At 49.6% G+C, this 23103-nt stretch carries 19 protein-coding genes and 1 tRNA gene; 10 read left to right on the plus strand and 10 right to left on the minus strand.

Annotated elements, in window-relative coordinates; translation table 11 throughout:
• Nucleotides 1–551: 551 nt before the first annotated feature.
• Complete coding sequence (locus QLG08_RS09595) at nucleotides 552–1112, plus strand: Ail/Lom family outer membrane beta-barrel protein (protein WP_015701318.1); 561 nt, start codon at nucleotides 552–554, stop codon at nucleotides 1110–1112.
• Nucleotides 1113–1233: 121 nt separating this feature from the next.
• Here QLG08_RS09595 and QLG08_RS09600 read toward each other — a convergent pair whose 3' ends face one another.
• Both QLG08_RS09600 and fdhE read right to left on the minus strand, forming a co-directional pair.
• Nucleotides 1234–1845, minus strand: coding sequence for a glutathione S-transferase (locus tag QLG08_RS09600; RefSeq protein WP_014607026.1), 612 nt, complete (start codon nucleotides 1843–1845; stop codon nucleotides 1234–1236).
• Between the two features lie 36 nt (nucleotides 1846–1881).
• Nucleotides 1882–2805 (minus strand): formate dehydrogenase accessory protein FdhE, encoded by a 924-nt coding sequence (fdhE, locus tag QLG08_RS09605; RefSeq protein ID WP_014607025.1) that lies wholly within the window; start codon nucleotides 2803–2805, stop codon nucleotides 1882–1884.
• A gap of 445 nt (nucleotides 2806–3250) precedes the next feature.
• Here fdhE and fdhD point away from each other — a divergent pair, with 445 nt between their 5' ends.
• The 3 genes from fdhD (at nucleotide 3251) to QLG08_RS09620 (ending at nucleotide 6232) form a co-directional block, all read left to right on the plus strand.
• Nucleotides 3251–4075, plus strand: coding sequence for a formate dehydrogenase accessory sulfurtransferase FdhD (gene fdhD / locus QLG08_RS09610; RefSeq protein ID WP_031284268.1), 825 nt, complete (start codon nucleotides 3251–3253; stop codon nucleotides 4073–4075).
• A gap of 262 nt (nucleotides 4076–4337) precedes the next feature.
• Nucleotides 4338–4955 carry a superoxide dismutase [Mn] gene (gene sodA / locus QLG08_RS09615; protein ID WP_014607023.1) on the plus strand — a complete coding sequence of 206 codons (618 nt, stop codon included), beginning with the start codon at nucleotides 4338–4340 and terminating at the stop codon, nucleotides 4953–4955.
• 314 nt (nucleotides 4956–5269) lie between these two features.
• Nucleotides 5270–6232 (plus strand): VirK/YbjX family protein, encoded by a 963-nt coding sequence (locus QLG08_RS09620; protein ID WP_022623756.1) that lies wholly within the window; start codon nucleotides 5270–5272, stop codon nucleotides 6230–6232.
• 7 nt (nucleotides 6233–6239) lie between these two features.
• Here the strand turns inward: QLG08_RS09620 and QLG08_RS09625 are convergent, their stop codons facing one another.
• The 5 genes from QLG08_RS09625 to QLG08_RS09645 all read right to left on the minus strand — a co-directional run bounded on the left by QLG08_RS09625 (nucleotide 6240) and on the right by QLG08_RS09645 (nucleotide 11643).
• Nucleotides 6240–6602 carry a YibL family ribosome-associated protein gene (locus QLG08_RS09625; protein WP_014607021.1) on the minus strand — a complete coding sequence of 121 codons (363 nt, stop codon included), beginning with the start codon at nucleotides 6600–6602 and terminating at the stop codon, nucleotides 6240–6242.
• A gap of 102 nt (nucleotides 6603–6704) precedes the next feature.
• Complete coding sequence (gene mtlR / locus QLG08_RS09630; RefSeq protein ID WP_014594981.1) at nucleotides 6705–7307, minus strand: mannitol operon repressor MtlR; 603 nt, start codon at nucleotides 7305–7307, stop codon at nucleotides 6705–6707.
• A 7-nt stretch (nucleotides 7308–7314) separates the two neighbouring features.
• Nucleotides 7315–8463, minus strand: coding sequence for a mannitol-1-phosphate 5-dehydrogenase (gene mtlD, locus QLG08_RS09635; protein WP_019106242.1), 1149 nt, complete (start codon nucleotides 8461–8463; stop codon nucleotides 7315–7317).
• Nucleotides 8464–8556: 93 nt separating this feature from the next.
• Complete coding sequence (locus QLG08_RS09640) at nucleotides 8557–10491, minus strand: PTS mannitol transporter subunit IICBA (RefSeq protein WP_014607019.1); 1935 nt, start codon at nucleotides 10489–10491, stop codon at nucleotides 8557–8559.
• A gap of 435 nt (nucleotides 10492–10926) precedes the next feature.
• Nucleotides 10927–11643: a DUF3053 domain-containing protein gene (locus tag QLG08_RS09645; RefSeq protein ID WP_019106243.1), complete on the minus strand. Its 717-nt coding sequence runs from the start codon at nucleotides 11641–11643 to the stop codon at nucleotides 10927–10929.
• Between the two features lie 1017 nt (nucleotides 11644–12660).
• Here QLG08_RS09645 and QLG08_RS09650 point away from each other — a divergent pair.
• The gene (locus QLG08_RS09650; RefSeq protein ID WP_014607017.1) at nucleotides 12661–12954 is read left to right on the plus strand and encodes an HTH-type transcriptional regulator; all 294 of its coding nucleotides are present in this window, start codon (nucleotides 12661–12663) and stop codon (nucleotides 12952–12954) included.
• Nucleotides 12955–13068: 114 nt separating this feature from the next.
• On the opposite strand, the gene tnaB is transcribed toward QLG08_RS09650, so the two are convergent.
• The 3 genes from tnaB to QLG08_RS09665 form a co-directional block, all read right to left on the minus strand.
• Complete coding sequence (tnaB, locus tag QLG08_RS09655) at nucleotides 13069–14316, minus strand: low affinity tryptophan permease TnaB (RefSeq protein WP_014594984.1); 1248 nt, start codon at nucleotides 14314–14316, stop codon at nucleotides 13069–13071.
• Nucleotides 14317–14428: 112 nt separating this feature from the next.
• Nucleotides 14429–15847: a tryptophanase gene (gene tnaA / locus QLG08_RS09660; RefSeq protein WP_029569321.1), complete on the minus strand. Its 1419-nt coding sequence runs from the start codon at nucleotides 15845–15847 to the stop codon at nucleotides 14429–14431.
• A gap of 818 nt (nucleotides 15848–16665) precedes the next feature.
• Nucleotides 16666–17259, minus strand: a complete 594-nt coding sequence (locus QLG08_RS09665; protein WP_013024024.1) for an HD domain-containing protein — start codon at nucleotides 17257–17259, stop codon at nucleotides 16666–16668.
• Between the two features lie 59 nt (nucleotides 17260–17318).
• Between QLG08_RS09665 and QLG08_RS09670 the strand changes: the two genes are divergently transcribed.
• From QLG08_RS09670 to dppA, 5 genes are all read left to right on the plus strand, one after another.
• Nucleotides 17319–17783 carry a MarR family transcriptional regulator gene (locus QLG08_RS09670; RefSeq protein WP_015701311.1) on the plus strand — a complete coding sequence of 155 codons (465 nt, stop codon included), beginning with the start codon at nucleotides 17319–17321 and terminating at the stop codon, nucleotides 17781–17783.
• Nucleotides 17784–17876: 93 nt separating this feature from the next.
• A complete protein-coding gene (locus tag QLG08_RS09675; protein ID WP_013024026.1) occupies nucleotides 17877–18305 on the plus strand; it encodes an organic hydroperoxide resistance protein in 429 nt (142 codons plus the stop codon).
• Between the two features lie 260 nt (nucleotides 18306–18565).
• Nucleotides 18566–20257 carry a kdo(2)-lipid A phosphoethanolamine 7''-transferase gene (eptB, locus tag QLG08_RS09680; protein WP_014607014.1) on the plus strand — a complete coding sequence of 564 codons (1692 nt, stop codon included), beginning with the start codon at nucleotides 18566–18568 and terminating at the stop codon, nucleotides 20255–20257.
• 124 nt (nucleotides 20258–20381) lie between these two features.
• Nucleotides 20382–20458, plus strand: a tRNA-Pro gene (locus tag QLG08_RS09685).
• Nucleotides 20459–21338: 880 nt separating this feature from the next.
• A complete protein-coding gene (gene dppA, locus QLG08_RS09690) occupies nucleotides 21339–22949 on the plus strand; it encodes a dipeptide ABC transporter periplasmic-binding protein DppA (protein WP_014594987.1) in 1611 nt (536 codons plus the stop codon).
• Nucleotides 22950–23103: the final 154 nt, after the last annotated feature.

Consider the following 23103-nt stretch of genomic DNA (forward strand, 5'->3'; position numbering starts at 1 on the left):
CTGCCAGGTCTCACAGCCCATGACGAGGCCGGAGCGTAAATAAAAAAACTGAGCGTGGTAATGAACTGCCTTTTACCCTGGCTTACGGCCCGCGCGCGCCGGGCCGCTTCAGGACAGGGCCTGAGCGAAAGATATAGCGGACTCGCTGCAGCAATGCAAGGCGCGGCGATGCTTATTCTTACCGGGTTCATCCCCTGATTACCGCTACCTTCTCTGACTACTGGGACGTAACATCAATCAATCGTCAATCGGTCCTGAATTCCGTCAATGTTATCCCTTTATTTATTGTGGGAATAAGGTGTTTTTGTTAAGGTCCCGTTCCGCCAGATAACCGTTAATTTCGCAGGTTTACCGCGATCTAATGATGTTTTTCCCGTGAGTGGCAAGGCTTAAAAAGAAAATATCTGGTGCAAACAGGCTGTTTCATTTCGGATGAGACAGGGCTGAATAATACTGAACTCACAGCCCTGTCTTGAAAGGATAAGGCTGTCTGTATCAGAGAATTAACAGGGTGCGATGCGCCACCTGTTTTTTATTATCAGGATTGTTGTATGAACAAGGTAATTATTTCCGCTATTTCCTGTGCGCTGCTGAGTGGTGCGGTGCCCGCAGTGGCAAGTCAAACGCTGTCTGTAGGCTATGCGCAGAGTAAAGTTGAAGATTTTAAAAATATGCCCGGTATGAATCTGCAATATCGTTATGAGTGGGACTCGCCGGTTAGCGTAGTGGCCTCTTTCACCACTCTGGAGAACAGTGAGGACAGCAACAGTTCTTTTTTTCAGCGCCATACGTCCGATCACGTAAGCGCAAAATATTATTCTTTACTGGCGGGGCCGGCATATCGTCTGAATCAACGGGTCAGTGTTTATGCGCTGGCCGGCTTTTCCCATGCCGCGATGAGCCGCCAGTATCACGGCTATGATTCTCAGGGAATGCCTCAGGACATCCAGTTTTCGGAGACGACCAATGCGTTGGCTTACGGGGCCGGTATTATCATTAACCCGGTTGATTATCTGTCTGTAACCTTGGGTTACGAAGGTTCCCGCACCCGGGTTGAAGGAGAGCAACGCGCTGTTAACGGCGTTAATCTGGGGGTGGGTTACCGTTTCTGATTGCACGTTTATGCAGATTTGCTCTGCATCCTTCGCGGCGTGCCTCTCACCGTTTCAGAATACGCATAACGCCGCTGGCCCTTCAGAAACCCGGCTACTGGCAACTTGCTGCGCCGAGTGATCAGGATGCGGGCGGCGTGGTTCGGGCAAAGCTTTCGCGCTGAAACAGGTTTTCTGCCAGCTTGACTAACGCCGGGCGGCCAACGCACCAGTTCGGCACGACGCGACGGAAATTCAGATAACCGATCATGCAGCCCGTCGCAATATCCGCCAGATTAAGTGCGCCAGTGTTGATCCATTTTCCTTCGTTCACGGAGGCTTCCAGGCTGTCCAGGCCACGCTGAATCTTTTCACGATTACGCAGTAAAACCTCTTCTGACTGCATATCGCCCGGACGTAACTGCTCACGCACAATCACCAGCGCCGCGTCACTGATACCGTCAGCTAACTTCTCGAGCTGACGAACGTTTAACGATGCGAGGGAAGTGTCAGGTAATAAAGCAGGCGTCGGGCTGCGCTGTTCCAGGTACTCAGCGATGATGCTGGAATCGAACCAGATCTGATCGTCCTCCGCGACCAGTGCAGGCACTTTTCCCAACGGATTATATTGCGGAACGTGGCTGTCATCGCTGTAAGGCGAAGCATTAACGAATTCAAACATCATACCTTTTTCCAGCATGATGATAGATATCTTGCGTACAAAAGGGCTGGTATAGCTGCCAATCAGTTTCATTGCGTAGCTCCGTTTAGCGAGGTTTTTTAGCAATAGCTATTCACCAGGGAACATAAAGGGATTCAGACTGCTTCGTGTAAAGCCTTCCTGCTCCATACGGGCATCCAGCACCAAAGAAGCGAGATCGTCCGCGACGGGTTCAATTGCCGGATTCTTTTGCTGGTACAAGATTTTCAGATAGCTACCACAGTCACCACAGCTTTCAGCTTTTACTGCTGCATGTTCACTGTCCAGCGACCAGTAGTGAAGATCGCGGGATTGTTCGCAGTTTGTGCACTTGCTACGCACCACGTACCACTCACTTTCGCACAGATTGCAATGCAGGTAACGTGCGCCTTCGTCGGTGCCCATATGAACCATGCTGGCAACGGGCATGCTGTTGCACACCGGGCAGTACTGGCGTTGATTGCCCATCTCTGCCTGTGCTTTACCCGGTATCAACGCCGCCATTTGCGCCCAGTAAATTGACAGTGACGCCCAGATAAAAGGCGCTTTGTCGCTACTGACCTGAGCATACTCGCCCGCAAAGAGTGCGCTGGCCATCGTTTCCAGCTCGCTGGCAGAGGCTTTTTCCAGGTTCTCCAGCACTGCCAGCGCCTGGCCGCTCATCTCGGGTTTAAGTTCCGCAATCAGCGAATGCAACAGGCGGTGCCAGTGCGTATCCCGCGGTAAAGTATGAATATCCAGCGGCGGTTTGCCTTCCTGAGCACTCTGTACCAGGCGGGCATGAAGATTCATCTGCAGCGGATGGTCATACAGCACAATTTCCTGCGCCTGGGCTATGACGGCGGCAAAGCGTAAATAATCGCCCAGTGGATTTTTAGCGGCCAGATCACGCAGTCGCGCGGCGCGGCGGCTGTATAAACGCTTCAACTGGGGGAAAAGTAACGGCGGGATTGTCTCCGCTGGATTTTTTTCGCTCTTCTCCAACTGATCTTGCGGGATAATGCGGATGCTCATAGAGGGCATTTTCCTGTTTTGTTGGCTGATTACGCGATTCACGACACCAGCAAGAATAGGTTTTCAGTCGTGGCTCAGGCCATTCGGACGGTGGCTTTGTCGCCGGTTTTACGTTTTTTCTGTTGCGGTTATCTCCATCATGACAGGACTCGTCGTCAGTCAGAAGATTGCAGCATTTCAGGATCTCATCAATGTTCCCGACAGGCTGATCATAGCAGTCCAAATCCCGCCCTTGTGGATGAAATGTATTTTTCCCGAGGCTGGATGATTTCATACAGATAGACATCGAGCATGCCGGGCCAGCCGCGCGCCATTTCACGCTTTATGCTATCAGGGTGCCATGCGCTTGTTGCTCTCTGTCAGCAGGTTCAGAATAGGCACTATTCAGCATAACGGAATACTATTACCTTTCAATCATTGCGGAATCAGCCAGGATCAGAAAAAAGTGAATAAAAACGAGGCGAGAAGTGATGCTGATGTAATCGGGAATGCCGGTCTGCGTGAAACTCTGGTGTGGCAACGTGACGATTTACATCACTCCCGGGCTGACTGGCTAGCGGAAGAGGTTCCCGTGGCGCTGGTTTATAACGGCATTTCCCACGTCGTGATGATGACAACGCCCAAAGACCTGGAGGCTTTTGCCATCGGTTTTTCTCTCTCTGAAGGCATTATCGATGCGCCGGCAGATATCTTCGGTATGGATGTGGTCGCGGGTTGCAATGGCATTGAGGTACAGATTGAGCTATCCAGCCGTCGTTTTATGGCGCTGAAAGCGCAGCGACGGGCCCTGGCGGGGCGGACCGGCTGTGGCGTTTGCGGGGTTGAGCAACTGGACCAGATTGGTAAGCCGCTTACGCCGTTGCCGTTCACCCAGCGGTTTACGTTAGCGCATCTGGATCGCGCACTGGGGCAACTTAACCAGTTTCAGCCAGTGGGGCAAAAAACGGGCTGTACCCATGCAGCGGCCTGGATACAGCCTGATGGTGTGCTGATTCACGGCTGCGAGGACGTCGGTCGTCATGTGGCGCTGGATAAGCTGTTGGGCTATCGCAGTCAGGCCGCCTGGGGCGAGGGCGCCCTGTTAGTTTCCAGTCGCGCCAGCTATGAGATGGTGCAGAAATCTGCAATGTGCGGCGTGGAGATTCTGTTTGCCGTCTCCGCTGCGACCCGACTGGCTGTTGAGGTTGCAGAACGCTGCAACCTTACCCTTGTCGGTTTCAGTAAGCCGGGCCGGGCGACCATTTACACTCATCCACAGCGGCTGATGTAAATGCTGAGCAGCGCGAATGAGTGCCTGCAGAAGCGGTTATCAGGCCGTCACGGGCTCGCTGACTGCGCCTGCGCGAAGCCCGTTTTGCGGTCAGCATCAAACGAAAAATGCGCAGTCTTTGCATGTTTTTTCAAAACCTTATGTTTAATAGGGCATTGATTACGCTTTTACCGATCATGAATTTAACTATAATGATAAGACTGCTTACGCGGCACGTGCCGACATTGTCGTGCTGCTCAAACACTAAATGGAGAGGAAGAACATGAGTTATTCACTGCCATCCCTGCCTTACGCCTACGACGCACTGGAACCGCACTTTGACAAGCAGACGATGGAAATCCATCACACCAAACATCATCAGACCTATGTCAACAACGCCAATGCGGCGCTGGAAGGCACTGAATTTGCTGATCTGCCCGTTGATGAACTGATCACTAAGCTGGATCAGCTGCCAGCAGACAAAAAAGGCCCGCTGCGCAACAACGCAGGTGGTCATGCTAACCACAGTCTGTTCTGGAAAGGCCTGAAAACCGGCACGACCCTTCAGGGCGAACTGAAGGCGGCTATTGAGAAAGATTTTGGTAGCGTTGAGAAATTCCAGGAAGAGTTTGAGAAAGCGGCGACCACCCGTTTCGGTTCAGGTTGGGCCTGGCTGGTTAAAAAAGGCGACAAACTGGCCGTGGTTTCCACTGCTAACCAGGATAACCCACTGATGGGCGAGGCCGTCGCTGGCGTTTCTGGCTATCCGATCATTGGTTTGGATGTGTGGGAACACGCCTACTACCTGAAGTATCAGAACAAGCGTCCGGACTACATCAAAGCGTTCTGGAACGTGGTTAACTGGGACGAAGCGGCAGCCCGCTTTGCATCGGCTAAGTAAGCGATAACCCAAGAGACCTGACCGGCAGAACCTGTTCTGCCGGTTTTTTTTCGCCTGAACATCAGGTTTTCGTCCTTTTCCGGTCTGAATGTTGCCATTGCCATTGCCATTGCCATTGCCATTGCGATAGCTGATGCTGCGCTGCCCGCACCGCTTCCCACCTTTAAAGCCCGACGTTCGAAGTCAGTTAAACCAGAATTAAACGAAGCGTCATTTTATCCCGGTAAGTTTTTAACAATTTGAGTCATTAACCTGTCGTTGATGTCGCTCGTTTTATCATCAGCGCCACTATCAAACTAATAAGAACTTATGCCATGTCTATTTATACTACACACGAGCCGGTTGCTGATTCGTATGCCTCTCTGTTTTTTCAATTGGTCAGCGGAAAGTACGTGCCAAATAAACGTTGGCTAAGCCGTCAATTCCGTTTTAAATTTGCCTTAAGGACGCTGATTGCGCCCGTGACCACATTGCGCTATTTACAGCAGCTCTCAGAGTTACCCCGGTTTTCGCAATTAATGCGTGTGCAGGGAGTCTTACCCGCGAAGTTACATCGCCCTTATCTGCGTGCCGGAATGGGTGTAGCTGCACGCGCCCAGGCTATTCTCGACCATTATCATTTAATGAACAGCCTGGATAATCTTCAACTTCGCCAGGTTTTACAAAGTGGCGAAGAGAGCGTGCTGGCCAGGCTGAAGGGTAAAAATGATGAAGATTTTGTTATTGCCTGTAGCTCAGGTTATTACGATCGTGAAGGTGAAATAACCTTAGTCTTGCGTTATCAGGGAGAAGGCTTAGCCTCACTTTCATTCACGATCTTGAACGAGGATAACGCGCGCACACTCTTAATCGGTGGCTTACAGGGACCGCGTAAAAGTATCAGTAATGATGTTATTCGTGATGCAACCAAAGCGGCACATGGTTTATTTCCTAAACGCTTATTGATGGAAGTCGTCTTTATTTTATCTCAGCAATGTGGTGTCAGGAAAATAGCAGCGGTAGGGGATGAAACGCATGTTTTTCGCAGCCTGCGTTATCGCCAGAGTAAAGAGGATAAATTCCATGCCAGCTACAGCGATTTCTGGCTGACGATCAACGGAAAGGAGCGTGCTGACGGCGTCTTTATGCTGCCGCTGGCGCTGCCGCGTAAAACGCTGGAAGAGATTGCCAGTAAGAAGCGCGCGGAATACCGCCGTCGTTATACGCTGCTGGATACGCTGGCAGAGCAGGTTGGGACTGCTACTGGCCAGCAAAACAGCGATCGGGCCGCTGCCTGAAACATGATCAAAAGGCGTTTTTAGCAAATCCGGTCATAACGCTAAGCCCCATTTCTCGTCCCAGCGCGGTCATTGGATGCACCACCACCAGGCCGCGCACGCTTTTCTTCAATGCGCCTAAATTTGCCTGCTCTTTTTTCGTAATTTCGCGGCTGAACGGCAATTTTTGCAGTTTTTGCGCTTCCTGGCTCAGCTTAACGTCACGCTGACTGCGAAGGCGCTCAATTTCCGTTACCAGCGTTTCTTTCTCTTTCAGCAACGCGCCCAGCTTTTCAGCATCACCGGATTCGAGTAACTGAGGCTCTTTACGATTCAGCGCGTCAAGTTGATCGCTGAGACGTTTAATTTCGTTTTTTTCTTGCTCTTTCATGACAACAACTCGTTGAGGAAAACAGGCTAAGGATACACCAAATTTTACGTAGATTCTCGGTGGTTAGCGTGAAAAGGGGAGCCTCGAGGCTCCCGGCGGGATTTAGCTGACTGACTTTTTAAACGCCTGTTTCATACTAATGCGGGAAATCAGTTCGGTGAGTGACAGGACCATAGTGGAGCGTACCATCTGCAGATAACGTTGCTGCTGCATCGCCTGTAGTGCTGCATCTTCAGCATGAAATGTGGGAACGGGGGGCCAGGCCGCCACGCAGTGCAATTCACCAAAGGGTCCCAGAATTTCATCATCAGTAAAACGGTAATCGCCCGCGTCATGATTGAGTTCTTCACGCAGCGCCAGCAGTAACTCACAGTCTTCATATTCATGCCGACTAATCACGCCAAGGCCATAGATCAGCTTGAGCCTGACGGAGAGCTCACCTAACGGACCGTCGCCCAGCAGCAAGGGCTCTACGGCGTATTTCACCGCGTAGTCATCTTTACGGAATACCTGCAGCACCAGCACATTGACGGCTTCAGCTAACAACTCGACAGCGGCGAACAAAAAGCTTCTCACCGAGCGTCCAGCGTTCAGGCGTTCAAGCACCCGGTTTTCAAAAGCCTGCTTTTCTTCCATTCTTGCCTGCATCAGTGTAGTGCTGCTGTCGGGGGCCCGTTTATTGCCCCCGATCTGGGTCGCTAACATGGGGCTATTATGCCATGGCGTGCCAGGCACTCACGGCCTCTTTTATTATTTCACTCTCAGCATCCAGTCCTGAAACCTGCGCTAAGGTTGCCTGCGGACCTTTTTCCGCCAGCAGCGCGGCTAACTCCTGCGCCTGGGGATCCTGATCGCTATGATAATGCATTGCAGCAGCAATGCCCTGAACCAGGTTGGCATGCGGCAGGCCATATTCCAGCGTGCCGAGTGTCGGTTTAATCAGGCGGTCGCCTGCGCTCAGCTTGCGGATTGGCTGACGACCTACGCGTTCAACGTCATCTTTCAGATAGGGATTTTCAAAGCGGCTAAGAATTTTTTGAATATAAGCAGCATGCTTGTCTGCTTCGAAGCCGTAGCGTCTAATCAGTACCGCGCCACTTTCTTCCATCGCACCCTGGACGACCGCGCGAATATTCTCATCGAGAATGGCATCGCGAATAGTCTGGTGCCCCGCCTGTTGCCCCAGATAGGCTGTAATTGCGTGGCCGGTATTCAGGGTGAAAAGTTTACGTTCCACAAAGGCCATCAGGTTATCGGTCAGTTCCATGCCCGGAATGGTGGGCAATTCGCCTTTAAACTGGGTTTTGTCCACAATCCATTCGCTGAAGGTTTCCACCGTGACTTCCAGCGGATCCTGAGTGCCTGCTTCAGAAGGGGGAACAATACGGTCTACCGCTGAATCCACAAAGCCAACGTGTTGTTCGAGCCAGACATGATATTCAGAAGGCAGCGCCTGTAGCACGTGCTGCTTAAGCTGGCTGGTTCCACGCACCATATTTTCACAGGCGATAATATTTAACGGCCGAACATTGCCGTTATCACTGCGTTTGGCCAGACCTTTTGCCACGCTGGCAGCGATGCGCTCAAGGATTTGCGGACCAACGGCAGTGGTAACGAGATCGACATCCGCGATCAGTCCAGTAATGTCGTCGCTGGTGCTGTTCACGGCGCTGACGCCCTTAACCACTTCAACTTTGGCCTGTTCACCTACCACATGCACGGGATATTCATGACGTGCATTAAGGGCATCCAGCACTGCCTGATTCACATCTGCAAAAATCAGCTCAATACCGGCATCTGCCAGCAGTTTGCCGATAAAGCCACGACCGATGTTGCCTGCTCCAAAATGTAACGCTTTCATAAAATTGACCCATATCAAATAACGATGGGGCGGGCATGTCCGCCCCCAAAAAATGGGACGGGCACAACCGCCCCAGGGAAATGTCGGACCCGATTATGCTACAGCGGGTTTGCCTGATAACAGATCCAGAACATCCTGTACGCTTTCTGTACGTGCCAGTTGTTCAATGACCTGCTCATCATCGAGCGCGTTCGTCAGGCTGGTAATCACCTGAATGTGCTCGTTATTGCGGGCAGCTATACCAATCACCAAACGTGCGACTTCATCAGGTTCCTCGCCAAACTGAACGCCGGCAGGGTACTGGCAGAAAACCACACCCGTTTTCAGTACACGGTCTTTCGCTTCAACGGTACCGTGCGGCACAGCAATCGACTCGCCAAGATAGGTTGGCGTCAGCTTTTCGCGCGCCAGCATGGCATCAATGTATTCGGGTTCTACGTAGCCGCCTTTGACTAACTGCTCACCGGCAAAGCGAATCGCCTGCTCTTTATTGCTGGCACTCAGCCCCAGGAAAACGTTGCTCTGGCCGAGTTTAAACAGGTTGGCATGGCTGTCATCGTAGCTGTCACCCAGCGTCTTCTGTACGGCTTCGCGGTTAGCTTCACTGCGATTAGCCGCCACCAGGCGCTCGGTCAGCGTGCTATAAAGTGCACTGTCCAGGAAGTTATTTAAGGAAATGTGCTGGGCATGAGGCGCCTGACGGATGGCTCGTTCAGTAAGATCTCGATGGGTAATCACCAGATCAACGTCACCCGGTAAGGCATTAATCGCGCTGTTGGTGACCGACACGTTACTCAGACCTGCATCATGGACCTTCTTACGCAGGACACCAGCGCCCATGGCGCTTGAGCCCATACCTGCATCGCAGGCCACAATGATTTTACGCACATGGTCCAGATCTACGCTCATCGCGTCGCTCGCAACCGGCGCACCTGTCAGACTCTGACCTTTTGACTGCGCTTTCATATCACGCATACGCTGCGTCGCCGCTTCGATATCGTCATCTTCTTTCACTTTGCTGGTCTTCAACAAAATGGCAGAAATCACAAACGACACCGCAAATGCAGCAAAGATGGCGGCGATATTGGCAAAGTAAGCTCCTTTTGGCGTCATGGCCAATACGGCCAGGATAGAACCTGGTGAAGCAGGCGATACCAGACCACCGTGCAGTACGGTCAGCGTAAAGACACCGGTCATTCCGCCAAGGATGACGGCCAGCAGCAGGCGTGGTGCCATCAGCACGTAAGGGAAGTAGATCTCGTGAATGCCGCCCAGGAAGTGGATGATCGCCGCACCGCCAGCAGACTGTTTAGCACTGCCGCGACCAAAAAACATATAGGCCATCAGCACGCCCATCCCCGGACCCGGGTTGGCTTCGATCAGAAAGAAAATTGATTTCCCTGCTTCACTTGCCTGCTGAATACCCAGAGGTGAGAAAATCCCGTGGTTAATCGCGTTGTTCAGGAACAGGATTTTTGCAGGTTCAACGAAGATTGACGTCAATGGCAGCAGGTTGTTCTGCACCATCAGGTTAACGCCCGTGGCAAGAATGTGTGACAGACCTTCAACCAGCGGACCAATCGCCATAAAAGCCAGCATGGCCAACAGCATACCGATAATACCGGCAGAGAAGTTGTTCACCAGCATCTCAAAGCCGCTTTTAATTTTACCGTCAACCATACGGTCAAAGGATTTGATCGCCCAGCCGCCAAGTGGGCCCGCAATCATTGAGCCGAGGAACATCGGCATATCAGCACCGACAATTACCCCCATCGTAGTGATTGCGCCAACCACCCCACCGCGATCGCCACCGACCAGGCGTCCACCGGTATAACCGATCAGGAGTGGCAGCAGGTAAGTGATCATTGGGGCGACCAGTTTCGCCAGCGTTTCGTTAGGGATCCATCCTGTTGGAATAAACAGCGCGGTGATAATACCCCAGGCGATAAATGCGCCAATGTTAGGCATCACCATATTACTCAAAAAGCGACCAAAGCTTTGTACTTTGACCTTTACTGATGAGGACATAAGCCCACCCCTTGTTGAGACGCGCTGCAACAGGAGCGCGCGTTTGTTTTTGTTTAGCCACTACGGCGATTAGCCGTCAGTATTACTGTATGCAGGCGGACTTTATCACGCGAATAGTGGACTGCGTAGTGCACGAGGCTTAGTGTGATTTAGGTCACATTTATGTCGGGGGGATGGGGGGGTATTAAGTGACTTTTATCACAGAAATGAGCCATTACGGCGAGAAGACGACGGATTTTTAGCCATCGAAATCGATTTATAGTGATTGCGATCACATTTATGGCGTTGAGCTTTGTTTGATAAATGAGACTAAGATCACAATTTAATTTAATGAAAAACGGGCCGGATCACATTTTGATCAGGCCCGTTTGAATGCGGAATCATGATTTCACGTGGCTCAGGTTAGGCGGTGAATGACACGTCCCTGCACGCAGATTATTGCAAATTACCCTGTACTGCATTTTTAGCCTGGCTCAGCGCTTGCACATTAGCTGATAAGCTCGTCATTAAGTCATTATATTGCGTCGCCTGTTCCTGAGTTGGGAACTGAACGCCACCGTTATTGAAACTGACGCGTGTACCCTGAGCCTGCAAAAACTCACCTGTCTTTACAGCATCCTGGCTAAGTGCCTGCAGTTTGGGTAGCAATGGGATCAACTGGCCAGCAGGCTGCGTCACCACTTTGTCATACGCGGTATCGAAGACTTTTTTCAGGTCGTCGTTTTGCTTAAGCGCGCTTTTACTTTTATCTGCCTGCATTTTTGCGGTTTCCAGTTGCTGGGTAGCCACCGTCAACGCGCTGTTGGCCTGGGCCAGTGAGTCGTGGCGGCTCAGATAGTCCTGCGGCACATGAATAGCAGAAAGTTCATCCACCACCGGACGCATCCCCTGATCCACAGCTTTGTTCGCCTGCTGCGAGAAGCCATAAAGAATGGCGTAATCACCGGTGAAAGGGCCAAAACTTTGTTTCTGATTTTCACTCAGGCTGGGTAGATGTTCACCGCTACGCATAACGGTATTTTGCAGAAAATCGATAAACGCTTTGCGCTGTTCGCCCTCTTTATCACCACATGCGGTAAGTTGCAGCACAAGAAGCACGCCAGTCAGCAAAATGCCGCTGCGTGCCAGGATACGGGAAATGCCTGAAGCCATGGGTTCAACTCCTGTCGGTAAAACTGGCTGATGTCCGGATAAGCAGTGGCCTAAAGAATAGAACAAAGGATAACGGCCACACAATGCGAAAGCGCGATGTAAGGCCATAACCTGTAAGAAAGTTTGCCTTAAGCGTGTTTAAGATGATGTTACAGGCTTATGGTGTCAGAAAAGAAGGCCAGCGCATCCGCGACTCGGGCTTTTTTGCACCGATAACGAGCCCGCGCGAAGGGAAGCTAACGGATCCGTAAGTATAGGTCATAAATAATTAATTCCATCTTATGTTTCGAGCGACACAGATGTTCCATCTGAATCGTTAACGTTAAACGTCCATTAACGAGTTGCCCTAAAATTGTTCGTCTGCATTAAAGTGGTGCAAACGCCTGCATGAACGCAATCACTGGCACGAATCGCACAAATTATCGTGTTCACTATAATTAAAACGTCATGTTGTCCTTCGATGATAAAGCTGAGTCCCTTTTCAGCGCTTCCGGCGCCACCTACGTCAGGGCTGGCAAGTGTTTTTTTATTTTGGAAGCAAGAAAGGCGTGATGGCTGACAGCACTCTCCAGCCAGTATGTGTTCAAAAAATGAAAGTCTGGCGCATATTTTGCAACCAACTTACAGAGCCGGTGCGGTTATCCTGGCCAGTTCATCACCTGATTGCCGGCCATAAAGAAAACGCGACCAGCGCTGTTGACAGACGCTGTGGTAACAAAACCAATCGCTTCAAAAGGTTAAGTTGCTTAACCATTTTTCAGAATTGTAAAGTTAAAAAAAATGTCTAATTTGCGCTGCAAATTGTCAGGTATCTATCCATACTTAGTCTCCCGGCATTTGTGGCATTGTGTTGACATGTTTAACAGCAATGCAGGTCAGGCTGTGTCCCATAAGGGTTTTCTTACAATAAAAACAAACTCTTAAGGGATGCAGCTTGCTTAATCCGGTTTCTGAGCCTGATTTCAGGTTCTTGTACCTTCTTTCACGTGATTCATAGTGAGTTTTAAGGAGTTCTCTATGGAGTTAAAAGACCCAATGTTTGAATTGCTCAGCAGCCTTGAGCAGATTGTTTTGACACGTGATAACAGCCCTGTAGCGCTGCAAACTCAGCGTCAGCCAGCCGTGCCAGAGCCACAGCGTTTACGCGAAATGGCAGGAATGCAGGTAGATGAGTTTGCCAGGATTATGGGCGTTAGCGTTTCTTCGGTTAAAAGCTGGGAAGCCCAGCGTACGCGTCCTTCCGCAACTGCACAAAAATTGATGAAATTACTTCACGCCAATCCTTACCTTGGGCGTCAGTTACTCGATTAAGTCACTAAGTCGTATCCTGGTTTTTGTTGGCGCCGGTCACGTGAGTGACCGGCCGTTCAATACCTCTCCCTGATGACAGGCTTCGTTAAACCCGTTTCCAGTCCGTCCTGTCGGTCAGCTAAACTTTGGCAAGATGTTAAGAACATTGCCAAACCAGCAGATGATGACGATAACACCAAATAAAATGACCACAGCCGGAATAACCTTTCCGCCCCAGACAGTGAATGTTTTATCGGGAAAGCGTTTTCTCGATTTTAATGCCAGCAGGGCAGGGACGATAACTGCCCAGATTGTTGCGCACAATCCTGCGCCACCGATACCGTAAATAAAACCATTCGGGAAGAGCAAATATAAGATGCCGGGAGGTAGAAAGGTTAACAGCACCGTTTTAAATCGTCCAAAGTGGGAATTATCGATTTTAAACAGATCCGCCAGATAGTCGAACAACCCCAACGTGACCCCAAAGAAAGAGCTGGCCACGGCGAGATTAGAAAAAACCAGTAAGAAAAATTCAATGACGCCGCCAGGATGCGTTCCCATAAAAGACTTCACCAGCGCGTCAACATTTCCGCCCGAAGAAATGATTTCTTTGAATTTTTCACGCGGGATATTCCCCATGGTGCAATACAGCCAAAAAAGATAGATAAACAGCGCCAGCAGTGAACCAAGAACAATGCTTTTAACCAGCTTATCTTTTCGTTTTCCATAACAAATGATCAGGCTGGGGATATTACCGTGAAAGCCAAAAGAGGCAAGGCAAACCGGAACGGCCATAAATATATAGGGAAAATAACGATTGCTTTCACTGATACCGCTAACATCGCTAAGGATTGAAAAATCAACTTTGAAAAATAAAGAGCCAAAAACAATGACGAAGGCTAAGATTTTAATACCCAAAAAGAGCGAGGTGATTCTGCTGGCTGCCAGAGAGCTAATCCATAACACGCTGGCAACGAAAACCGCTGTACCGATGCCGATAACACGTGAAGGTATCGTCATGCTGGAATGCATGGACAGGGTTTCGCTAATAATCGCGCCGTTAGCGGAGATATAAGCGTAAGTCAGTATATACAACACAAAAGCAACGGTAATACCGCTTATTACATTCCATCTTTTGCCCAGCAGATCTTTGGTCAATGTATTGAAGCTTGAGCCTGTTGGATAGTTCAGGTTAGCTTCCAGTAACAGCAGACCGGAATGAAGCATGGAAAACCAGGCGATGATCAAAATGAAAGCGCCCCAGAAGAACCACGCGCCCGCAAGATCGACAGGGAGTGCAAACATCCCCCCACCGATTACGGTTCCAGCGATAACCATCACGCCCCAAAAGGCGGAGTGTTTCTGATCTGTATTTTCTTCCATGGTGTCCTCTCAACAATATTCTTCGCTTTTATCGTTGTTATAATTTTTATGCCTGACAGGCAGGGTAATGGAGCCGCCGTGGCCAAAACAGCTGCTCACTGTACAGGTATGACTATGAAATCTCTTTAAGTTTTGCGGTGAAATGGCGCAAAACCTTAGGCTCATAGGTAAAGGCTAATCCTTTTATGTTGCTCGCATTCTCTTTCACATGCTCAAAAGCTTCGATGATGAAGTCCATATGCGTTTGTGTGTAGGTGGCTCTGGGAACGGTTAACCGCAACAGTTCGGCCGGACAGGGCAGTTGTTCTCCTGATTTAGGATCGCGGCCCAGCAAAAACGAGCCGATCTCGACTGCCCGGATACCGGCCACTTTATATAACTCGCAGGCGAGTGCCTGAGCCGGGAACTGATGCGCCGGAATGTGCGGCAATAATTTTCCGGCATCGACAAAGGCAGCATGGCCACCGGCTTGCTGGCAGGTCACACCAATCGATTCAAGGCCATCAACCAGGTATTGAATTTGACTGATACGATAAGCCAGCCAGTCTTGATTCATGCCGTCATAAAGGCCTACCGCCAGGCGTTCCATTGCGCCGCCTTCTAACCCACCATAGGTGGGGAATCCTTCCTGAACAACGCAAAGTGTTCTGCAGTCGGTGTACACATCAAAGAAGCTGTCATCTTTGAAAGACAACAAGCCACCCATGGGGACCATCGCATCTTTTTTTGCCGACATGGCCAGCATGTCAGCATATTTATAGCTTTCCCGGGTAATCGCTTCGATTGTCCAGTTTTTGTACGCTTTTTCCCGCTGCTGAATAAAGTACGCGTTTTCAGCAAAGCGGGCTGAATCCATGACCACCGGAATGTCATATTTTTTTGCAATCTGGTACATGGCTTTTAAGTTTGCCAGCGACACGGGCTGCCCGCCGGCGGAATTGCAGGTAATAGTGGCAACAATATAGGGCACATTCTCCGCGCCGACATCCTGGATGCCTTTCTCCAGGCGCTCAAGATCAAAGTCGCCTTTGAAGTCATGGCGAACCGCCGTATCGAAAGCCTCTTTGATATAAACATTCCGCACGGTACAGCCATTTATCTGGCTGTGGCCCTGTGTGGTATCAAAAAAGTAGTTCGAGAAGGCCACCATTTTTGTTCTGTCCAGACCTTTTTCTTGCTCCCGTTTTTTTATTAATACCGGAATATAAATTTGTTCTGCGCCACGGCCCTGATGTGTTGGAATAGTATAGGCATAACCAAAAATAGCTTTTACCGCTTCCGCTAACGCGTAATAACTGCGGCTGCCACTGTAAGATTCATCGCCTCGCATCATAGCAGCCTGCATATTTTGCGTAACGGCGCCGGTTCCGCTATCGGTGAGAAGATCAATAAAAACATCTTCGCTATCCAGCAAGAATGGATTCATTCCGGCTTTTATCATCGCTGCATCACGATGCTCTCGTGTAGTGCGTTTGACGGGTTCAATAACACGAATACGGAATGGCTCAGGTAAGTGTCTAAAGTTATTCATCATCATGTCCTTTTATTCAGACGTGCCGATGCCGTAGGTTTTTTAATGAGTGAATTAAAAACCCGGGCAAATGTTTTATACTATTTCAGCCGATAAGAAACGTGACTGCATTGTATGTTGCATCGCGTTTTCAATAGCCAGTTTTGCGCAAGTAAACGGATCGCACCCATAATGCAGGGTTTTTAAAGTCTGAATGAGTGAAAATGCGCCCGATAAATTACGACCTTGTCAGTCGAAAGAGATGGGCGATTGTAAAAAGAAGACGTTAAGGCAGGTGATTGACAATAACATTATCAATATTAAACCATTTGGATATTACGCTGCTGCTGTTTAAGATGATCATAATATTTCAACTCTCATTAAACATAGTGCCACCCTATTATATTAATTCTTTATGTCTAGCATTACGTTTAGTTATCGTGACTGATATCACATGAAACCTTCTTTCTGTCTTAATAGTTATTTATTTTTTATTTTAAAAATACATTTTTTTGACAGCTTCCCTGCTTGCTAATTACTTTTTAAAAACTCGATTTTTTCTACACATTCATATGCCCTCTCTGATCGCTGTAAAAGAGAAAGCCGTGCTGATCGTAATCGATTGGGGATCCCCAGGTCGGGCTTATCGTTTCCTGTAAGCCTGTAAGCCTGTAAGCCTGTAAGCCTGTAAGCCTGTAAGCCTGTAAGCCTGTAAGCCTGTAAACCTGTAAACCTGTAAACCTGTAAACCTGTAAACCTGTAAGCCATATAATCGGTTCCTGATGACTGGCTTACCCTGTGCAGTTTACTTCAAAGGCGACCGCATGCAGCGGCGGGTTTTAGCTCAACCCACCGTATTTCGCGGCTTGCTTCACAAACCACTTTTCGGGCACGTTATAGGGAGCCTCAGCCAGTTGCGCAATGCCATTTTCAATATTGGCAGAAGCCTGACGCCAGAGTTCTGTGTTGCCCTGTCTGAGTAATTGAATTTGCACCCTTTTTTCAATCAGATAAACACGGGCGAAATGGGGATCGAAACGAACAATTGAACGTGTATTGTCAATAATGTCAGCCAGCTTTATCGTTTGTGCCTCTGGGCTGGCCTGAGCCGTATGGCGAAAATCGGCCACTTTACGTGCCGCACGGTTCTTTGCACTCTGTGGTGCCGTGTTGGTCAGCATCTCAACCAGCTTCGCGACCTCGTCACCAAAATGCGTCTGGATATCATTGAGGGTGGTCGCCGTATCTTCCACGGTATCATGCAGCCAGGCGGCGGCCAGCATCACAGGATTATCTGTAATGCTTCTGACCAGTTCCACAACGGCAGCGGGATGCACGATGTAGGGCTCATCGGTATATTTGCGTCGTTGACCCGTTTCGGCATGGGCTTGTGTGGCATAGCGACGCGCCCGTTCTTCCAGAGAATCCTGCATGCACAACCTCACTTCATAAATTGCTTGCAATTAACTAGCGCGCTATTTATATTGCGTCTATGAACAGTAATCAAGATGACAAAAAAGTGAAAGCTGCGCCACTGTTGCTCGATCAGCAACTTTGTTTTGCACTTTATTCCGCCAACCTGGCGATGCATAAAGTATACCGTAAGTTGCTCACACAGATGGATATTACCTATCCGCAATATCTGGTGATGCTGGTACTGTGGCAACAGGATTCACTGACCGTATCAGAAATTGGTGAACGCCTCTTTCTGGATTCTGCAACGCTGACGCCGCTGCTGAAACGGCTGGAAAATGCGGGCTTACTTAATCGCCAGCGTTCCCGTCAGGATGAACGTCAGGTCGTCGTGAGTTTAACGGATGCAGGGCGTTCGCTGCGCCAGCAGGCTGAAAGCATTCCTGATGAGATTCAGTGTGCATCTGACTGCAGCGAAGATGAAATGAATTCGCTCAAACTGCAGTTGAACCAGTTACGTGACAAACTCATGGTGCCGCGCTAAATTTTTAATCTGGATGTAGAAACGAGTCAAACTTCGCAGCTCGGTGCTTATTGATAAGTCGCGAGCGATTAAATAGTGTAATGGAGAACAGATATGTCTTTAGAACAAGTGGTTTATCGTGCAAAAGCTAAGGCTACCGGTGGTCGTGATGGTCGTGCAACTTCATCTGACGGCGTTCTGGATGTGAAACTGGGTGTACCGAAAGAGATGGGCGGTGCAGGTGGCGAAGTCACTAACCCGGAGCAGCTTTTTGCCGCGGGATACTCAGCTTGCTTCCTGGGGGCAATGAAGTTCGTTGCTGGCCGTGACAAAATTGCGATGCCAAAAGATGCATGGATTGAAGGTGAAGTGGGTATTGGCCCTATCCCCAATGGTTTCGGTATTGAAGCAACGCTGAATATTCACCTGCCTGAAATGGACGAAGCCGAAGCGCAGAAACTGGTTGATGCGGCTCATATCGTTTGTCCCTATTCAAATGCCACACGCAACAACATTGATGTCACGCTGAATATCATTCGCTAAACGTTTAAGGGCCTGAATACAGGCCCTTTTTTCTCTCTTCGCCTTTCTGAGTGACGTTTTTGAAACGTCCTGTCCGGGATTATTTTCTGGTCTAATTTGTTGCCGCATGGTTAACTGTGCCACTTCGCATTATGACGTCTAAAAACGTTCAGAATACTCTTCTTATTTATCCGGCCCGCTTAATTCGCGAACTCTGCCGAAATATGGCAGTCAGATTAACGTTTAGTTAAGCGCTTCGCTCCGGGGAAACACCATTTTTCATGAATTACATAAAATCATTAACACAGCAAAAGCTGTCGCTCTTGCTGGCTCTGTATCTCGGTATCTTTTTGAATTTACCAATCTTTTATCGCCGATTTGATGGCTTTCTGACCCGATCAACCGTGACAAACTGGCTGACCGCGTTTACCGAGGTCGTCGCTATCGTGGTGCTGACGTTTTTCCTAATGCGGTTGTTATCGCTAGGCGGAAAATGGTTCTACCGGATTCTGGCCACCCTGATTGTTCTGATCTCTGTTGCTGCTGGCTATTATATGGCCTTTTTCAATGTGGTCATTGGCTACGGAATCGTCGCCTCAGTCATGACGACAGATACCGATTTGTCAAAAGAGGTGGTGGGTTATCACTTTATCCTGTGGATGGTGCTGGTCAGCGCGCTGCCACTGTTCATGATTTGGCGCAACAACCTTAGTATGACGCTCAATGAGCAGTTACGTACGCCAGGACAGCGCCTGAAACCCACTTTGATTATGCTGGCCTGCGTTGCGCTCGTGTGGTTACCCATCCGTTACTTCGACAAGTTGCAAAAGGCGAATGAGGAAGTGACCAACGTCGATCTGCCAAGCTATGGCGGAATTGTCGCGCACTCATATCTCCCCTCTAACTGGCTGGCCGCGCTGGGTTTGTTTACCTGGACCAAGATTGACGAGACGCTGGAAAATCAGGAACTCCTGGATCCTGCCCAGAAATATACTTATGTTGCTCCTCCGGGGTTAGATGATACCTATGTGGTGTTTGTTATTGGCGAAACCACTCGCTGGGATCATATGGGCTTGCTGGGCTATGAGCGAAACACCACCCCTAAACTCTCTAAAGAGAAAAATCTGGTCGCATTTCGTGGCGAATCTTGTGATACCGCGACCAAGTTGTCTTTGCGTTGTATGTTTGTGCGCGAAGGCGGCACTATGGACAATCCCGGGCGAACACTGAAAGAGCAAAATGTGTTCGCAGTGATGAAAGAACTGGGCTTCACTTCTGAGCTGTTTGCGATGCAAAGTGAGGTTTGGTTCTACGATAACATCAACGCCAATAATTTCTCTTTCCGCGAGCAGATTGGTTCTGAGCCACGTAACCAGGGTAAATCAGTAGATGATATGCTGCTGGTGCCTGAGTTACAGGCCTCACTGCAGCGCTACCCGAAGGGTAAGCATCTGGTTGTCCTGCACACCAAGGGCTCACATTATCTCTACTCACAGCGCTATCCGCGCAGTTTTGCACGCTATCAGCCAGAATGCATGGGCGTGGATGAAACCTGTAGCAAAGCGCAACTGATCAACGCTTACGATAATTCCGTCCTTTATGTGGACAGCATGCTGGACAGCGTTCTGGATCAGCTGCGTGATAAAAAAGCGATCGTGTTTTATGCATCCGACCATGGCGAATCGATCAGCGACAATATGCATCTGCATGGTACGCCGCGTGAAATGGCACCGCCGGAGCAGTTCCGTGTTCCTATGATGGTCTGGGCGTCAGATAAATATCTGGCTGACCCGACAAACCGTGAAAACTTCGAACGCCTGCAGGCGCAACAGCGCGTCGGCAAAACCCATCGTCATGTCGAGCTGTTTGATACCATTATGGGCTGCCTGGGTTACACCTCGCCAAATGGCGGGATTAAGCAGGCTAATAACTGGTGTCAGGCACCTGCCGGGACAGCGTCAAAAGCGCTATAGCGGTAAGGCAATTTTTCGCGGCAAGGCATAAAACTCGCTGGCCGCCTGCTTTCCAGGCGATTGGGCGGGAAAGCGCAAAAAGCGGTTGACGCTTCCTGGGGGGAGCAGTAACATGCGCCCCCATCGGCGAGTAGCGCAGCTTGGTAGCGCAACTGGTTTGGGACCAGTGGGTCGGAGGTTCGAATCCTCTCTCGCCGACCATATTTAAGAAACCTGTCTGCAAAGACAGGTTTTTTTTCGCCTGAATGAAAGAGGATGAGAACCTCCGAAGGAGGGTTGCGCCGAGCGCAGCGAGACAACGTTGCGAACGCAACGGTCCAAGGAGAGCCGGGCCTGTCGCAATCGATTCAGGCAGACAATTTGACCGGCGCAATTCGTATAAAAGGAGGCCGTTTCTCACAGGCATAAATAACACCTCTGCCAGACGCTATTGCCCCGCCTCGGTTATTAGAATATCTAATGTCACACTTTTTTCGGGACCGCCATAATTCCTCCTTGAAATCAATTTCTGCTCCAGACAGCCTGTTTTATTGTCTCATCGCTATGCAGGCCTTCTCATCAGAGGGTTACAGAGGGATAAAAGATAAGTTTTGGTTATGCCACAAAATGGCAAATTGGTCATTTTCAACCCAAAGTTAACAGCATTTTTCGCTGTGTGAACGTCATAACGCACAGTAAATCGTTCAGATATCCAACATTTGGCGCTAAATGATGTCTGTTTTTTTTTAGCGCAAATCACTGCTCATTTATGACCTGTGTAGCAGAATACATGGCATATAAACCCATGCCGCTGTGCATTATATGGCATTGCGTCTGTATGGGTTTTTTTTATCGTTGCTTGCTATTCCTCACACTCTGTGTAAATAAGTAACCGTTGTATTGACGTTCTTTGCAACTGTTGACAAATTGATGCGTCAATAACAGTGCAGATACAGATTTTTCTGATGGGTGCTTATCAATTAGGATTATCCAAACAAACTATCTCACTCTTATCACACCCGCAGGGTGGACCGCCTGAACCGCATAAAAAAACCAGAGGTCGGGCAATGCACACAACAACACATCACAATGGAGCAAAAGCATGATCAACTCCCTGGCCAAATCCAGGATGCTGAAGGTCGGTCTGAGCCTCGTCGCCATGACCGTAGCCGCAGGTGTTCAGGCAAAAACCCTGGTTTATTGTTCGGAAGGTTCTCCGGAAGGGTTTAACCCGCAGCTCTTTACCTCGGGTACAACCTATGATGCCAGTTCTGTACCTATCTATAATCGCTTGGTTGAGTTCAAAACCGGTACGACCGAACTGGTGCCGGGCCTGGCCGAAAAGTGGGACGTCAGTGCTGATGGTAAAACCTATACCTTCCATTTACGCAACGGCGTGAAATGGCAGACGACGAAAGATTTCAAACCTACGCGTGAGTTAAACGCTGATGACGTGGTGTTCTCTTTTGAGCGTCAGTTAGATAAAAACAACAAGTACCACAACGTCTCTGGCGGCAGCTATGAGTACTTTGAAGGTATGGATATGCCAAAGCTGATCAGCAAAATCGAAAAAGTGGACGATCATACCGTACGCTTCGTGCTGACGCGTCCTGAAGCGCCTTTCCTGGCTGACCTGGGGATGGATTTTGCTTCCATCATGTCTAAAGAATATGCCGACAACATGCTGAAAGCCGGTACGCCAGAGAAAGTTGACCTGAACCCGGTTGGCACGGGCCCATTTGTGCTCCAGCAGTACCAGAAAGACTCGCGTATTCTGTATAAAGCTAACCCGGATTACTGGGGAACCAAGCCAAAAATCGATCGGCTGGTTTTCTCAATCACTCCAGATGCCTCAGTGCGCTACGCCAAGTTGCAGAAAGGCGAATGTCAGATCATGCCTTATCCGAACCCGGCTGATATCGCCAGCATGAAAAAAGACAGCAAAATTAATCTGATGGAACAGCCTGGTCTGAACGTCGGTTATCTGTCGTTTAATACTGAGAAGAAGCCGCTGGATAACGTGAAAGTGCGTCAGGCACTGACTATGGCGGTTAACAAACAAGCCATCATTGATGCGGTATATCAGGGCGCGGGCCAGCCAGCGAAAAACCTGATCCCACCGACAATGTGGGGCTACAACAACGACGTTAAAGATTACGCCTACGATCCGGAGAAAGCTAAAGCCCTGCTGAAAGAAGCTGGTATGGCTGACGGTTTCTCAATCGACCTGTGGGCGATGCCGGTTCAGCGTCCTTATAACCCGAACGCACGCCGCATGGCTGAGATGATTCAGTCTGACTGGGCCAAAATCGGCGTTAAAGCCAAAATCGTGACCTATGAGTGGGGCGAGTACCTGAAACGCGCCAAAGCGGGCGAACACCAAACCGTGATGATGGGCTGGACCGGTGATAATGGGGATCCAGATAACTTCTTCGCGACGTTGTTCAGCTGTGCGGCGGCCAAAGACGGTTCTAACTACTCCCGCTGGTGTTACAAGCCGTTTGAAGATCTGATCCAGCCAGCCCGTGCAGAATCCGATCACAACAAGCGTATTGAATATTACAAGCAAGCTCAGGTAGTGATGCACGATCAGGCGCCTGCACTGATCATTGCGCACTCAACCGTTTATGAGCCTGTGAGTAAGAAAGTCACCGGCTATGTGGTTGATCCATTAGGTAAACATCACTTCGAAACCGTCGATATTCAGGAATAACCTTTCGGATTATTGCAGTAAGGGCCGGTTTTTCCGGCCCTCAGGCGATCGCCACCGATCGCCTGTTGCCTGCTCTTTTTTTCCGGCTAATTACTTTTATTAAAGAAGCGCTTCTTGCGTCGCGTCCGGCTGTCGCCGGGTGCGGTTAATGAGC

The organism is Pantoea sp. V106_11 (genome assembly GCF_029967885.1).
In the GTDB taxonomy this organism is placed as follows: Bacteria; Pseudomonadota; Gammaproteobacteria; order Enterobacterales; family Enterobacteriaceae; genus Pantoea; species Pantoea ananatis.

Excerpts from the sequence above, each read along its gene's own strand:
- QLG08_RS09595 (WP_015701318.1), top strand. The coding sequence starts at position 552 with ATGAACAAGGTAATTATTTCCGCTATTTCCTGTGCGCTGCTGAGTGGT.
- QLG08_RS09600 (WP_014607026.1), bottom strand. The coding sequence starts at position 1,845 with ATGAAACTGATTGGCAGCTATACCAGCCCTTTTGTACGCAAGATATCT.
- fdhE (WP_014607025.1), bottom strand. The coding sequence starts at position 2,805 with ATGAGCATCCGCATTATCCCGCAAGATCAGTTGGAGAAGAGCGAAAAA.
- sodA (WP_014607023.1), top strand. The coding sequence starts at position 4,338 with ATGAGTTATTCACTGCCATCCCTGCCTTACGCCTACGACGCACTGGAA.
- QLG08_RS09620 (WP_022623756.1), top strand. The coding sequence starts at position 5,270 with ATGTCTATTTATACTACACACGAGCCGGTTGCTGATTCGTATGCCTCT.
- QLG08_RS09625 (WP_014607021.1), bottom strand. The coding sequence starts at position 6,602 with ATGAAAGAGCAAGAAAAAAACGAAATTAAACGTCTCAGCGATCAACTT.
- mtlR (WP_014594981.1), bottom strand. The coding sequence starts at position 7,307 with ATGTTAGCGACCCAGATCGGGGGCAATAAACGGGCCCCCGACAGCAGC.
- mtlD (WP_019106242.1), bottom strand. The coding sequence starts at position 8,463 with ATGAAAGCGTTACATTTTGGAGCAGGCAACATCGGTCGTGGCTTTATC.
- QLG08_RS09640 (WP_014607019.1), bottom strand. The coding sequence starts at position 10,491 with ATGTCCTCATCAGTAAAGGTCAAAGTACAAAGCTTTGGTCGCTTTTTG.
- QLG08_RS09645 (WP_019106243.1), bottom strand. The coding sequence starts at position 11,643 with ATGGCTTCAGGCATTTCCCGTATCCTGGCACGCAGCGGCATTTTGCTG.
- QLG08_RS09650 (WP_014607017.1), top strand. The coding sequence starts at position 12,661 with ATGGAGTTAAAAGACCCAATGTTTGAATTGCTCAGCAGCCTTGAGCAG.
- tnaB (WP_014594984.1), bottom strand. The coding sequence starts at position 14,316 with ATGGAAGAAAATACAGATCAGAAACACTCCGCCTTTTGGGGCGTGATG.
- tnaA (WP_029569321.1), bottom strand. The coding sequence starts at position 15,847 with ATGAATAACTTTAGACACTTACCTGAGCCATTCCGTATTCGTGTTATT.
- QLG08_RS09665 (WP_013024024.1), bottom strand. The coding sequence starts at position 17,259 with ATGCAGGATTCTCTGGAAGAACGGGCGCGTCGCTATGCCACACAAGCC.
- QLG08_RS09670 (WP_015701311.1), top strand. The coding sequence starts at position 17,319 with ATGAACAGTAATCAAGATGACAAAAAAGTGAAAGCTGCGCCACTGTTG.
- QLG08_RS09675 (WP_013024026.1), top strand. The coding sequence starts at position 17,877 with ATGTCTTTAGAACAAGTGGTTTATCGTGCAAAAGCTAAGGCTACCGGT.
- eptB (WP_014607014.1), top strand. The coding sequence starts at position 18,566 with ATGAATTACATAAAATCATTAACACAGCAAAAGCTGTCGCTCTTGCTG.
- dppA (WP_014594987.1), top strand. The coding sequence starts at position 21,339 with ATGATCAACTCCCTGGCCAAATCCAGGATGCTGAAGGTCGGTCTGAGC.